This is a genomic window from Massiliimalia timonensis, from assembly GCF_900186585.1.
Classification (GTDB): Bacteria; Bacillota; Clostridia; order Oscillospirales; family Ruminococcaceae; genus Massiliimalia; species Massiliimalia timonensis.
Genome location: NZ_FYDD01000004.1, coordinates 337217 through 350615, shown reverse-complemented (window position 1 = coordinate 350615; position 13399 = coordinate 337217). Strand labels below are relative to the sequence as shown.

Sequence of the window (13399 nt, the reverse complement as noted above, 5' to 3'; positions counted from 1 at the left end):
TGTTTTTGCTTTTTTCAGTATACGTCTATTTTCAGGAGTTGTAAACAAACCGCTTACTGTTTTTTCTCCCACCAGTCTTGGTTTCGGCAATACCACTCTACAACCTTTGGAAGCTCCTCCTCCATCCGGTGTTTCGCTTTCCAACCTAGTTCCCGGTATGACTTCCCGGAATCGATCGCATAGCGCAAGTCATGTCCGGGACGGTCAGCCACAAAAGAAATCAAACTTTCCGGGCGTCCCAGTTCCCGCAGGATCTCTTTGACCACCCACAGGTTGGTCTTCTCATCGTGTGCACCGATATTGTAGACTTCACCCGGCCTGCCAGCCAGAAGAATCCGGGCTACCGCCTCACAATGATCAGTCACAGAAATCCAGTCCCGAATATTTTCCCCTGTACCATATACAGGCAGCGGCTCTCCGCGCAAGGCGCAAAATACCATCCGTGGGATCAACTTTTCCGGGTACTGATTGGTCCCGTAGTTGTTTGAACAACGTGAGATCGTAACAGGCAGCTGATAGGTGTGGTAGTATGCCAATACCATTAAATCAGCGGAAGCTTTCGACGCGGAATACGGGCTGGAGGCACATAGGGGGCTTTCCTCTGTGAAGAAGCTATCCGGTCGTTCCAAAGGAAGAGAGCCATACACCTCGTCTGTTGAAATCTGGTGATACCGCCCTACACCGTATTTTCTACAAGTTTCCAGCAGCACCTGCGGACCTAAAATATTCGCCCTCATGAACTGGTCCGGATGGCTGATAGAACGGTCTACATGGGATTCTGCCGCAAAGTTGACAACTAAGTCAAACCGTTCCTGACAAAACAGCTTATCCATCCGTATACGGTCAGAAATATCTCCTTGCACAAATTGAAAATGTGGGTCTCTCTCTGCTTCTCCCAAGTTTTTCAGACTGCCCGCATATGTTAAAAGATCCAGCCCTACCACAAGGTCTCCGGGGTAGTTTTCCAGCCAGTATTTTGTAAAATGGCTTCCTATAAATCCGGCCGCGCCTGTTATTAGCAGTTTCATTTTACCATCCTTTCTGTTTGTAAAAGAAAGTGAGGAAAAGCCTATCCTCAAAAGGGACAGGCTTTTGATTTATGCTTGTCTGGGAGCAAAATCCGGGCCTGGGTCAAAAGAATGGTGCGGAATCTGCTTAGATTTTGGCGGAAGCTTTTGATAATCCCCGTAGATCTTCCGCAATACGGCATCAGCATCAGAAGGGGTAAATACAGTGATGTCCTCAAACACGCTAGCTGGAAAAGTTTCCTATTGAATGGAATAAGAACTGGCATAATTGGTCAGATATCCGGTATCTTGTCCATTATATTTTGTTAGGATTTTCCGTAAACGGCGGTGCGCTCCTTTGTAAGAATAACACCACTGCACATAATTGGCAGTATTCGCATCAAACGCCACCCCTGCGGGACGATATATTTCTGTTTATAAAGCAAAACATCCCGGTAAAACCCGATCGCTCGTGCCCACGTTTTGGTATCCGCCCCATGGTCAAGCGGAAAAATATCAATACCATGCTCGGACAGATGATGAGGGAAACGGTTCAGATTGTTGACAAATCCATACTTCTTCAAAGAAATAAATTTTGTAAAAGCCAAGCGATATTCTGAAAAGGTTGTTTCATTCACCATGACACAATCTTCAAATTCACGATTTCCAAACAGTTCAACAAACCAATCGTAATCCTTATTATCGCCTGTTTTACGCTTTCCACGGCGAATCAGTTTCCAAACCGATGCATCCAAGGTTTAAGCTGATCCATTGTCTAAGTTCGGCAAAAAACTTTCAGAAAATATTACGTGCGCTGACAACAAAATCCAACGGTCCTCTTCTACATGCTGATTTACCAATTGCGGCAGTGAGGTTTCCTGATCCGGAAAATGTAAGCGGATTTGGCTTTGTTCCGTCTTTTGGACCAAGTGTTCTCTTTCCAAAACGGGCGCAAACCTATTTGGATGAGTTCATTGTGAAATATGATCGCCTTCATGCACGAAACTCCTATTGATTTTCCAAAAAACACCATGTATTTTTATATTATAGCAGTGTTTATATGAAAATACAAGGTTCTTATCGCTTCATTCGTTTCCATCATTCCATCCAAGCAGCAAGCCTACCTCTATAAAAAATAAAGAAGAGAGCTAACCCCGCCGCTAGGGCAGGTTTAGCTCTCTTCTTTATGGTTGTTTTTAACTAAATTCTATTATTTTAAATGGTCTATCTGGCACATTGTTTTATAAAAAACACTCATCATCAGATGGTCAAAAACCATGTGCAAATCCTCTGTGATCTGCATGCTGTTGACTGGAACATGCAGGGAAATATCTGACAACTCCAATAACTTTCCTCCGGAATAACCAGTCAGCCCAATAATTTTATTCCCGCAGGATCTCGCATATTCCACCGCGTTCAAAACATTTTTAGAATTTCCGCTACCTGATATTGCAACGACGATATCTCCTTCCTGTAGTTTCCCTTTTAATTGGAAACGGAACACTTCGTCATATCCAATGTCATTGGCGATCGCCATCAAAGTAGCCACGTTATCATTCAAACACATGAATCTAAACTTTTTCTCTGTGTATTCAGAAACACCTTTATTAAAGTCATTTTGAAAATGGGAAGCAGTTGCCGCGCTTCCGCCGTTCCCAAAAATATAAATATTTTTTTCGGCTTCCATTGTTTCTTCCAACAGATTGAGCGCTTCATTGATTTTATTCAAATCCAGGCTTTTTAAAACCTCTACTTCCTTGTCGACATAGCTGTGAATTAAATCCAAATAATCTTTCATTTGTTACCTCCATTACTATTGTGTTAAAATCCAGTTTACGGCTTGCAGTAAATTTTCACAAACTTGATCCGGTTCTACTTCATATTTGCGGTCATTTCCTGCCTCGCCGGTTTTTAAAAGAATGGTGCGAAGTCCTGCTCGGCTTCCTGTCAGAATATCCGTCGTCGTATCTCCAACAAAAAAAGAACGGGACAAATCGATATTGTGTTTTTCTACAGCTTGCTGGACCATACCAATTTCTGGTTTCCGGCAAGTGCATTTGATTTTATACTCCGGCCGTTCTTCCGGGTAGCCCTTGTCTGGATGATGAGGGCAAATAAAGGTATCATTCACAAAGGCGTGTTCCTGCCCTAGCAATGTTTCCAGCTTTTTTTGGATCTCGTCCAAGGTATCGAAATCACACAAATTGCGGGCAATTACCGGCTGGTTCGTGATGATAATACACAGATATCCATTATCATTTAATTGATGCAGCGCTTTGCCTGCGTTTTCTTCCAATTCTATTTGGTCAGGCGAATATATCAAACCTTTCAACTTGTTGATCGTGCCATCCCGATCCAAAAAAACACATTTTTGTTTAGAAAATAGGCTCATTTTGGAAACCAAACCGGTTTTGATATGCTTTTCTGTTTCTTGCAGCCTGTCCATCGTACCCATATCTTTTAGATACTCAGTGGTCTGGTAAGCATACACTTCACCACGCACAATATGAGAACTGATCAGATCCTTTTCCAAATCACGCTTCTCCGGTCCCTGAAATCCGTCAAAAACCTCCGGTTCTATCAAATATGCGCCTGCATTGACTCGGTTAAACAGGTACTGCGGACGATCCCCTTTTTTGGAAAAAATCTTTTTTACCTTCCCTTTGTCATCACAGTCAATGATGTCGCTGTCATAAGGATGGGTATTTGGATGGACAACAAGGGATATTTGCGCGCCGCTTTTTTTATGGAATTTATAAAAACGGGAAATATCCATGTCAAAAATCACATCTCCCAATACTACGAAAACAGTTCGTTTCACTGCCCCGTTCAACAGATAAAAAACTCCGCAGGTCCCTAAAGGCTTTTCCTCTTCCAAATATTTTATCTTGACTCCAAAGTCCCGTCCATCTTTAAAATAATCCATCACCGCTTCTTTTAAATGGCCCACGGTAATCGTAATGTCCGTAATCCCGTTTTTCTTTAACACCTCTATTTGATGTTCTAAAACAGGCTTTCCACATAGCTGGATCATAGGCTTTGGGATCTCTGTTGTATATTCCGCAAGCCGGGTGCCTTTTCCTCCCGCAATGATCAGTGCTTCCATAGCCTTGTATTCATGCATCACCATGTTTTATCTCCAACAAAAATAATTTTGCTTCCGTCATGATCAAAAGAAAAATCCATCAGGCTCAGATCGCTCAGCGCATTGCGCAGCTTATCCTGCCGTTCTTTGGGAACATACATCAGCAAAAATCCACCGCCGCCGGCACCAAGCAGCTTTCCGCCCAAGGCGCCATTTTCCATAGCGATATCATAATATTTGTCAATCAAAGGATTCGTGATCCCATTTGCAAGCTCCCGCTTCAGCATCCACCCTTTATGTAAAATGCTCCCAAAAGAAGTTAAATCATTGTTCTGAAGTGCGTCTTTTAGTTCATAGGTCAATTCTGTCATTTTTACAAGATTGTTGAACTTGGCCTGATCAGAAACATTCTTGTTCTGTTCGCTCAATATGCTGGAAGCGGAACGCACATTTCCTGTATAGAACATCATAAGGTTGCCATTCAGTTCTTCCAGAGTGTCTTTTGCAAGAACGATCGGTGTAACCGCAACATTTCCATTTGTCATAAAACGAATAAATTTCAGCCCGCCAACCGCAACGCCATACTGATCTTGTTTTCCGATCGGTTCTCCCAGTTTGGTAATCTCTACTTCACAAGCGTCATGCGCTAGACGTTCCTGAGAATGGATTTTTCCTACATATGCCCCGACCGCATTCAAAGTACCAACTGTATAAGCGCTAGATGAGGCCAGACCTGTCCCGGCCGGAATATCGGAAACACTTGCCACTTCAACGCCAGACAAATTGTGATCCATCAACACCTGCCGCGCGATTGGATGCTGGATATCCGCGATATCCTTAACGATTTCCATTTTCCGGTATTTGACGATCGTTTCGTCTTTGCTAAAAGAGGGATGCACAATGATATACATATATTTGTTGATGGATGCTGATAAAACACAGCCCTCATGCTTTTCATAAAAAGATGGCAGATCACTTCCTCCGCCCGCAAAACTGATCCGAAATGGGGTTCTTGTAATAATCATAGAACTTTCTCCTTAATTAGCTGTTGATGATAGATTTTATAACGCGTTTGCTCTTTAGCAGCATCCGTTTTGCTTTAGAAAGCGCACGTATCGCAAACGGTTTTTCCGGTTTTGGAGACGGCTTAACAGGATGGAGGATCAAATCATACAGCTTCTGGTTGGTAGCATGATTAAGCACATCTTCGCCAAACGGCTGGCCAGTCTTGTCCTGTTTAAGAAAAACATCTTTCATAGCCCCATATAAGCTGATCATCCCTGCGCGAACCTGCGTCACGTTTTGCCCCATCTCCAGATAATGGTCTTCTGTTGGGGCAAAAATATCATCCTGTGCCTTCAGCATTAAAATCTGCTTTTGAAAGACCTGGGCTAACCGAACTGTCTGCAAGGAAAGATATTCCTTATCTGCTGGGACTTCAATGATACAATCGCATTTTTGTGCAAAATAATTTCTCATTGTTACATTAGAGTTATTAACAAACTCGACCATTTGGCTTATCCCCAATTCTTCCGCTAATTTTTGAAGCTGGTGGAAGCGGGTTCCGCCTGCTACGATATATAAAAATATATTTTCATATTGGTTGGTGAGCAGTTTAAAAGCATGTAAAACATTATCATTAAAGCCGCCGTTGACCAAATGGGAAAAGGAGACAAATTTAAAATGGTCAGGTCGATCTAACGGTATCATCTGCATAGAAAGCGTGTTTCGGTTCATTAGGTTAGAGGAGGTCTGGAACAAAACCTCCTGACCGATAGATACCGGTTTTAACTCGTTTTGGGAGCGGAGAATTTCACCTTTTATAAAGTCTTCCATTTCCACTGGAATAACGTCGTAAGGATATTTTACTGGCTTATGAAAATCCGGGCCGGTCACAAAATAACGCATGAAACAAAGCGGACCAGAAAATCTTTTTTTCATCTGCACAAAAATATTTTTACTTCTTTTACAATCTGCCGGCCAAATAATTTGCACCGCTTTTCTTGCTTGGGAAAGCAGATGGAACTGGAAGACATTTTCAGGGTCCAGATCTATCGTTGCATCAAATTCTACGTCGCCAAACCTTCTGCGGTACTCCCGGTAAAACATCTTTTCCAGCGTCTGTTTTGTTTCTTTACCAATTGCTTTTCCCTTTTCTAAGGCAGAAAGCGCTTTGCTTTCTGCTTTTGTTTTTGGGGCGGCAATTACAGTACATAATAGCCTTATCCTACTATCTATTCCCATTAAAAAATTGTTTACTTTTGGATGCAAATGGTAATCTGCCAGCATCGTAATATCAAACAGCGAATAATCAATGGAATCCAAAAATTGACGAACTCTATTTCTTACGGTATCATTTCTAAGGTTTCCGGGATAAATAAGAAGTTTTTTCTTCTTCCCCTTTAATTCTTCAACCCTATAATTCTGTGTATTTCCCCCAAAAATACAGTCGATAATCCGTTCTGAGGATTTGCCCACTTCTATTCCTTTAAACATGAGGTCATAGAACATCTGGTACTTATCAGCATACTCTTCCTTGACTGTTTCAATATTGTTTATATAAGAAGCGATCTCTTCAATACGGTTTGTTGTTGGGCCAGGGAGTTCTTCTGGTTTAAAATATATACCCCGATAATCACTGTACGACTCCAGATCTGGAAGATAAAACAATACTGGTTTCTTTGTGCACATGAAATCCACAAAGATACTGGAGTAATCACTGATCAAGATATCCACAACAGAAAGCAGTTCATTTGTTTCAATATATGAAGGAATATACCTTCCACAACTTTTTTCATAGTCAGTAAGATGACGATATACTACATGATGTGGCTTAACCAATACTTGATAATAGTTTAAATCTATTTCTTTTTCTAATAATTCTACTTCATTAATCAATTTATCGACATCAATATCCGGGCAGGACACTTTTTCGCCTTTCCAAGTAGGCGCATATAAAACGATTTTTTTATTTGCATCTATATTTACACCGCACTCTAAAAGTTGGTTTATAATCGCTTCATGATTGGTGGTAACAAAAAAGTCGTTTCGTGGATACCCTTCTACAAGCACCTTCCCATGGAAAATATCCTGCATTTTATATGCAGTCGCCAAATTGTTTTTCATAAAATCATTGGCTGCAAGAAACCAGTCCGTTTGCAAATAAGTTCTTACCTGGTTCCAAGAATCTATTCTTCCTGTTGGATAATCATAGCCCAGTGTCTTAACAGTAATTGCATGCCAACTAGTAATTAAAATTTGTCCCGGCTTTTTGGAAAAATATGCAGGAAAAGTGTTGTTGTTTATCAAATATTTACATTTAGATAACGCGCGAAAATAATCTTCGCTTCCTCTTAAAACAAAGGAAACATTAGGGTAATCATGCCATTCTTTTTCTAATTTAGCAATTACTTTCCAATCTACAACCGACCAAATATGTTGATACTCTTTCAACTTTTGATCCTTAAGCGCCGTCAGGAACAATGCATAAGGGTTGCAGTTCATTCCAGTGCCTTCATACGCTTCATAAAGGATAGACGTTTCTTCAAGCGGCGTATCTAAACAGTTGATATACTTTTCGTTGCGGGACTTTTTATGTAGTTTGTTCAACGCAGCATATTGAGCCTGAATTTTGCTGTCGCAAAAATACTTCAGGGCAAAATCTCTATGAAGTTTCGCATATCCCAAAGCATTTTCTTCCGGATCCTCAGGTTTATGATAGGAGATCCAGTTTGGAAAATATTCGTCAAAAAAATCAAAAGCTTCATTGATAAATTTTGCTTTCAACGCAGAATCGTCCGAATTTGACAAAAAATTAAAGCGGGCATTGATATGATCCCGGCACAAATGATATGCGGTTTCTATCATATTTCCGTGAAACAAGCCTTGTTTTTGAAAAAAGGCCACAATGTCTTTCGCCGAAAGCAAAACGTCAAAAACTCTATCATCGACTAAATGCGCCGTGCCGCCAGCGCGTCTTACCTTATATTCATATAACGGGATATGGACGCATTCAATCTTATTTGCAGCCAGCATCATGTTGTAAACAACCGCTGAATCTTCATACCATCTCCCCGCCGGAAACCTAAAGCAGTACCGGTCGATAAGGTCTTTCTTAAAAATTTTATTCCACACATAGCAGGTAGCTGCTTGCAGGATGGGGGGATTATTTTCAGCCGACATTCCTGCTGGCGCATTTACTTCTCTAATTTTATTGTTTCCATTTCCATAGCAATACTCTATATCACAGCAAACAATATCCGCCTTGGTTTCGGCTGCACGTTGGTATAAAGCCTCGTACATAATGTCTGCCGCCTTATCATCCGAATCAATGAAACCAATATACTCGCCCTGTGCCACTTCCAAACCATAGTTTCTGGAATCGCCAGGTAAACCTTTAGGATGCAGCACGACCTTTACTTTCCCCGGGTGATCTAGTTCATATTTCCGTGCAATATCTAATGATGAATCGGAAGAACTTTCATCAACTGTCAAAATGATCTCTATGTCTTTCAGCGTTTGGCCCACTAGAGTTAATAAACATTCTTCCAGAAAATCCTCTGTATTAAATACCGGAACGATAACAGAAACTTTCATTTTCATAATTCCTCCCCATTATTGCCAAGTTTTACTGATGCTGTCAATAAAGTCGCTTCTATCTCCTAAAAAGACAAAAGCCTTTTAACACAACAAGGCTTTTGTCTTTTTAGGAGATAGAAAACGTGAAACGAAAAAGAATACAATTTTATAATATACCAAGGAGCCTTCAACTTCGCTGAAAAGTATCGGTTCTCCTTTAAATAAATCAATATGATATGAATAGTAATATTATAAATATTATTTTTAAAAATGTCAATTTTTTATTCCTTCTATTTAAACGCTCTATTTTACACAAAAAGCTGAAAACAACTTTTGTGAAAGGATAATATTCCCTCATCCCGCATCTTGCAAAGCTCATTGGACATAGCGCTCCGGTCTACAGACAGGTAATCTGCCAGCTGCTGCCGGTTGAATGGAATCACAAACTCCGGACTCCCATGTCTCAACGCCTCTTCTGAAAGGTAGGAAAGCAATTTTTCTCTGGTGGTACGCTGTGATATGTGGGTCAGTTTTGCGTTCATTTGTAAATTTTTTTCCGCTAATATGGATAACAGGTTATGAACTATCTGGTCATTTCGCTTATCCTGTGCTTGGAAAGCCAGCAGACCACCCAACTCCAAAAACAAGATTTTCGATGTTTCTGCCGCTACCACATCTACCTGCAAAACCGAATTCTCCACACAAGCATATGTTTCCGCAAATACCTGAGCAGGACACACCTGCGCCACAATGTTCCTGTTTCCCCAAAAATCTTCTTTCACTACATGGACACAGCCCTCCAGTACGATCCCCAGTGATGTTACCTGATTTCCGGCCCAGAGCACTGTTTCATGTTTTTGATAATTCTTTTGCATTACAGGAAAAGCTTTCAAAAACTGCTCGATCTCTTGATCCTGAAGGCTGCTAAACAATGTTGACTTTTTTAATATCTGCAAATAATCTTTCATTTTTCTTCTTTCCGTTGTTTTTACAACTGTTTTTTCTTTTTTAGTATAGTATACTGTAGACATCAAAGTCAAATCAACAAAATTCGGCACATGCCGGCAAATAGAATAGATAATAGGAGGAACATTTATGATTCGCAGGATCATTCAAATTGATGAGGAAAAATGCAACGGATGCGGTGTCTGCGCACAGGCATGTCATGAAGGCGCAATCGGTATGGTAGACGGAAAAGCCAAGCTGCTGCGGGACGACTACTGCGACGGTTTGGGAGATTGCCTGCCAACCTGCCCGACAGGGGCAATCACCTTCGTAGAACGGGAAGCAGCCGCATATGATGAACAGGCTGTTCTGGAGCATCAGAAAAAGCAGTCGCAGCAATCCGGCTGTCCCGGAAGCCGCGCACAGCAGATCCGCCGCGAAGCACAACAATCCTCGGTGCGATCGGAAACTGTTTTATCAGAGTTATCTCAATGGCCGGTACAGATCAAACTAGCACCGGTCAAAGCACCTTATTTCTCTGGTGCCAAATTACTTGTAGCTGCAGACTGTACTGCATTTGCCCGCGGGGACTTCCATGAGCGTTTTATTAAAAATCATATTACGCTTATTGGCTGTCCAAAGCTAGATATGGTAGATTATGCCCAAAAGCTGACCGAGATCATCCGCCAAAATGATATTCAAAGCGTGACTGTTGTGCGGATGGAGGTCCCCTGCTGCGGTGGGATCGAACATGCCATAAAAACCGCTTTACAAAACAGTGGAAAATTTATTCCCTGGCAGGTTGTTACTATCGCAACAGACGGACGGATCTTAGATTAGGTAAAAATATCCGGCAGGAAGATTCCTGCCGGATATTTTTTATTGGCTGAACTCCCGATATGCAATGATATCCTACTAGGGTTCGGCTAATGATTATTCTGGTGGAGACGATCGGACTCGAACCGACTACCTATACGTTGCGAACGTATCGCTCTCCCAGGTGAGCTACGCCCCCATTTTTGGGAAACCCGTTTTGGATTTCCCTTTTCCTATTCACGTTGGTGGAGACGATCGGGATCGAACCGACTACCTCTTGAATGCCATTCAAGCGCTCTCCCAGGTGAGCTACGCCCCCGTGAAACAAAAATATTATATCACAATTTTTTCTTTTTGTAAAGTACTAGCACACACCTTTTTCAGCAAAAGCTTTCCAAAAGTGTGTGCTAGCATATCACTTCAATATTCAATTTTCTGATTCCTTTACTCTTTGAATTTCGATCAAAAGCTTTCCCATCTATCCGCATAAGACTTTTCTGATGCACATTCATGGTCTGTTTTTCTACATTCCATTGAAGATCATTTACTTGGCCATATTTCGTAATTCCTATTCAGTTCTTCCAAAACGATTCTTTAAAAATCATCTTAAATTCCAAAAATTCATCACATTTGCGGCCACTTATCCCCTTTTTACAGGTGCAACAATCATTCAGAAAATCTTTTTGCTATTGACTCCGACAGTTAACAAGGAATGCTTCGCAACATCATTAACGGTTTCGCCAACAGGAAATCTTTTTTCGATCAAACGATCTCAGCATCTTTGAGATGCTTGGAATTTTTGATTGATTTCATCCGCTCATTTTCAAACGGCCGGCACAATACAATCATTTTATGCCGTTCGGCTAACTATTTCGGTGGTCTCACTCCCAACCAACTAAATTTCTCTTCTGTTTCGGATCCTGTGAGTCATCACAATCATCCTCTTTCCCTTTCACATGATCTTTATTTCATGAATCCAGGAAATCAGTACATGGGATCGTACCTCTTTTCATTGTTCTTTTTTCCTGTTAAAGGCCGATCCGTTTTGCTTTGTGCACTTTCCTGCTCTCGTTTATACACTTTGGTTTGAGCCCGGTCATCCATTGCATTTTAAGCGTCGTGACCAGCCGGCCATTTTTTAGTTAAAGTGCAGTCACACAATCCGGCTCTTCCTTTAACAATTCTGAAACTGGTTCAAAATCCATGGGAAACGCCTCCTGTCTTTCAGAAAAAGGATCATTCATCAATCAAAAATCTTTGTTTCTCCGCTTACCATCTGCAACCCGCTCTCAGTCAATCTTACTGCGCCTCCTGCTTTGCAAGCTTTGATCCTGATCTTTGTTTTTTGTATTTCCTTTTCCTTTTCTGTGTCTTTATTATAGCAAGAAAGTTATGCAATGTCAACACTTTTTGTGACAAAAAACAAGATATTATATAAATAATATCTAAACAAATTGCCTATTGCATTTTCTGTCAAAAAGAACTATAATGTATAGTAACGGCGGTCAAAATGGCCGCATTTCTTTTTATGGAACACCGAAAGGAACTTAACCAAATGAATGACGAACTTAATCCCAAAGACCTGCCGACCTATTTAACACTGGTTGACGAGGACGGCGTGCAGACAGAATTTGAACTGCTGGCTTCTTTAGAAGAGGATGGTGTGGAATACCGGGCGTTGGCTCCGCATTATGAAGATCCTGCCCAAGCGCTGGAAGCCGACGGGCAGTTTGTCGTACTGCGCGTAGAGATAGATGAAAACGGCGAGGAAATGCTAGTCAGCATAGATGACGATAAAGAATACGAACGGATCGGCGACCTGTTTTTAAACCTGTTTGACGAAGAAATGGACTGGGAATAAGTTCCGGGTTGTATTTTTAAAAATTTGTGTTATAATATGTTTGCGGATCAATGTCCGCCTTTTGTGTGAATTTTCTCTGCCTTGATTTGTTAGCGCAGATTATAATAATCCAACACCTTGATAATCGGGGACCGGACTCTTCGGCGGATTGCAGACCTCCCGCTTTTAGCGGAAGAAGGGAGCGTGGTAGCCAGAAGGAGGTCACCCACCTGCTTTTTGGCGGGTTTTTATCAACTGCGCGACGGCAAGGCGGACAAAAGTAAATTCAGGTCAGGACTGGTTTTTAAGCAGTCCTGACCTTTTTGCTATTCCAACAACGAAAGGAAGCGTTCCTAATGCCCGAATGGTTGACGCGGACCCAAGCACTGATCGGCGAAGATGCCATTTCCCTGCTCCAGAAAAAGACGGTGGCTGTGTTAGGGCTGGGCGGCGTAGGCGGATCTGCCGCCGAAGCGCTTTGTCGCAGCGGGGTAGGAAAACTTATCTTAGTAGACCGGGACACCGTTTCCCGGTCCAATCTAAACCGCCAACTTTTTGCCACTTGTCGCACGATCGGGCAGAAAAAGGTAGAGGCAGCAACGGATCGTCTGCTCTCTATCTGCCCTGACTGCCAAATTGCTGGATACCACGAATTCTACACGCCGGAAAATCGGGAATTTTTATTTTCCCAAAAGCCGGATTTTATCATTGACGCCATTGATACAGTAACTTCAAAGCTTGACCTAATGGAAATCTGCTGCCAACGCGGGATTCCTTTGATCTCATCTATGGGGACCGGGAACCGCTTGGATCCGTCCCAGTTTACGATCGGAGACATTGCGGACACTGCCGGCAGCGGCGACAACCTTGCCAAGGTGATCCGCCGGGAGCTGAAAAAGCGCGGCGTTCCCCATCAAACAGTGTTGTACTCTAAAGAAGCGCCGCAAAGGATCGGCTTTGTAGGGGAGCCGGAACACGGCAGACACTCCCCCGCCAGTATATCCTTTGTGCCGCCTGTTGCAGGATATCTGCTTGCCGGATATGCGGTACGCTCTCTGATCTATCGGGAATAGAGCCGGAGCCAGTCGTTCTTCCATTCTTCGGTCCGGTTTAACAGGAAGTGAGGTT

Annotated in this window: 10 protein-coding genes, 2 tRNA genes and 1 other RNA gene; 4 read left to right on the top strand and 9 right to left on the bottom strand. The window is 42.1% G+C overall.

All coding sequences use genetic code 11. The features are described from left to right. Positions 1-53 precede the first annotated feature (53 nt). The 7 genes from rfbB to CIB36_RS09400 form a co-directional block, all read right to left on the bottom strand. On the bottom strand, positions 54-1028 hold the full coding sequence (gene rfbB, locus CIB36_RS09430; RefSeq protein WP_093989311.1) for a dTDP-glucose 4,6-dehydratase: 975 nt from the start codon (positions 1026-1028) through the stop codon (positions 54-56). A 305-nt stretch (positions 1029-1333) separates the two neighbouring features. Continuing rightward, a complete protein-coding gene (locus CIB36_RS09425; RefSeq protein WP_093989310.1) occupies positions 1334-1762 on the bottom strand; it encodes a LicD family protein in 429 nt (142 codons plus the stop codon). Positions 1763-2217: 455 nt separating this feature from the next. Beyond that, positions 2218-2805: an SIS domain-containing protein gene (locus tag CIB36_RS09420; protein ID WP_093989309.1), complete on the bottom strand. Its 588-nt coding sequence runs from the start codon at positions 2803-2805 to the stop codon at positions 2218-2220. A gap of 15 nt (positions 2806-2820) precedes the next feature. After that, complete coding sequence (locus CIB36_RS09415) at positions 2821-4137, bottom strand: HAD-IIIA family hydrolase (RefSeq protein ID WP_229408229.1); 1317 nt, start codon at positions 4135-4137, stop codon at positions 2821-2823. After that, positions 4131-5117, bottom strand: coding sequence for a GHMP family kinase ATP-binding protein (locus CIB36_RS09410; RefSeq protein ID WP_093989308.1), 987 nt, complete (start codon positions 5115-5117; stop codon positions 4131-4133). Before CIB36_RS09410 ends, CIB36_RS09415 begins: the two co-directional genes overlap by 7 nt. 16 nt (positions 5118-5133) lie before the next feature. After that, positions 5134-8694: a CDP-glycerol glycerophosphotransferase family protein gene (locus tag CIB36_RS09405; RefSeq protein ID WP_093989307.1), complete on the bottom strand. Its 3561-nt coding sequence runs from the start codon at positions 8692-8694 to the stop codon at positions 5134-5136. Between the two features lie 284 nt (positions 8695-8978). Beyond that, positions 8979-9638, bottom strand: a complete 660-nt coding sequence (locus CIB36_RS09400) for a Crp/Fnr family transcriptional regulator (RefSeq protein ID WP_093989992.1) — start codon at positions 9636-9638, stop codon at positions 8979-8981. 127 nt (positions 9639-9765) lie between these two features. Between CIB36_RS09400 and CIB36_RS09395 the strand changes: the two genes are divergently transcribed. After that, complete coding sequence (locus tag CIB36_RS09395; RefSeq protein ID WP_093989306.1) at positions 9766-10455, top strand: 4Fe-4S binding protein; 690 nt, start codon at positions 9766-9768, stop codon at positions 10453-10455. A 99-nt stretch (positions 10456-10554) separates the two neighbouring features. On the opposite strand, the gene CIB36_RS09390 is transcribed toward CIB36_RS09395, so the two are convergent. Both CIB36_RS09390 and CIB36_RS09385 read right to left on the bottom strand, forming a co-directional pair. After that, positions 10555-10630 (bottom strand) — tRNA-Ala (locus tag CIB36_RS09390). 44 nt (positions 10631-10674) lie between these two features. Further along, positions 10675-10750, bottom strand: a tRNA-Ala gene (locus tag CIB36_RS09385). Between the two features lie 1236 nt (positions 10751-11986). On the opposite strand from CIB36_RS09385, the gene CIB36_RS09380 reads away from it, so the two are divergent. The 3 genes from CIB36_RS09380 to CIB36_RS09370 all read left to right on the top strand — a co-directional run bounded on the left by CIB36_RS09380 (position 11987) and on the right by CIB36_RS09370 (position 13344). Continuing rightward, on the top strand, positions 11987-12292 hold the full coding sequence (locus CIB36_RS09380) for a DUF1292 domain-containing protein (RefSeq protein WP_093989305.1): 306 nt from the start codon (positions 11987-11989) through the stop codon (positions 12290-12292). A 70-nt stretch (positions 12293-12362) separates the two neighbouring features. Beyond that, positions 12363-12552, top strand: a non-coding RNA gene (gene ssrS, locus CIB36_RS09375) — 6S RNA. A gap of 75 nt (positions 12553-12627) precedes the next feature. After that, complete coding sequence (locus CIB36_RS09370) at positions 12628-13344, top strand: tRNA threonylcarbamoyladenosine dehydratase (protein ID WP_093989304.1); 717 nt, start codon at positions 12628-12630, stop codon at positions 13342-13344. Positions 13345-13399: the final 55 nt, after the last annotated feature.

Excerpts from the sequence above, each read along its gene's own strand:
- CIB36_RS09420 (WP_093989309.1), bottom strand. The coding sequence starts at position 2,805 with ATGAAAGATTATTTGGATTTAATTCACAGCTATGTCGACAAGGAAGTA.
- CIB36_RS09395 (WP_093989306.1), top strand. The coding sequence starts at position 9,766 with ATGATTCGCAGGATCATTCAAATTGATGAGGAAAAATGCAACGGATGC.
- CIB36_RS09415 (WP_229408229.1), bottom strand. The coding sequence starts at position 4,137 with ATGGTGATGCATGAATACAAGGCTATGGAAGCACTGATCATTGCGGGA.
- CIB36_RS09405 (WP_093989307.1), bottom strand. The coding sequence starts at position 8,694 with ATGAAAATGAAAGTTTCTGTTATCGTTCCGGTATTTAATACAGAGGAT.
- CIB36_RS09370 (WP_093989304.1), top strand. The coding sequence starts at position 12,628 with ATGCCCGAATGGTTGACGCGGACCCAAGCACTGATCGGCGAAGATGCC.
- CIB36_RS09400 (WP_093989992.1), bottom strand. The coding sequence starts at position 9,638 with ATGAAAGATTATTTGCAGATATTAAAAAAGTCAACATTGTTTAGCAGC.
- CIB36_RS09410 (WP_093989308.1), bottom strand. The coding sequence starts at position 5,117 with ATGATTATTACAAGAACCCCATTTCGGATCAGTTTTGCGGGCGGAGGA.
- CIB36_RS09380 (WP_093989305.1), top strand. The coding sequence starts at position 11,987 with ATGAATGACGAACTTAATCCCAAAGACCTGCCGACCTATTTAACACTG.
- rfbB (WP_093989311.1), bottom strand. The coding sequence starts at position 1,028 with ATGAAACTGCTAATAACAGGCGCGGCCGGATTTATAGGAAGCCATTTT.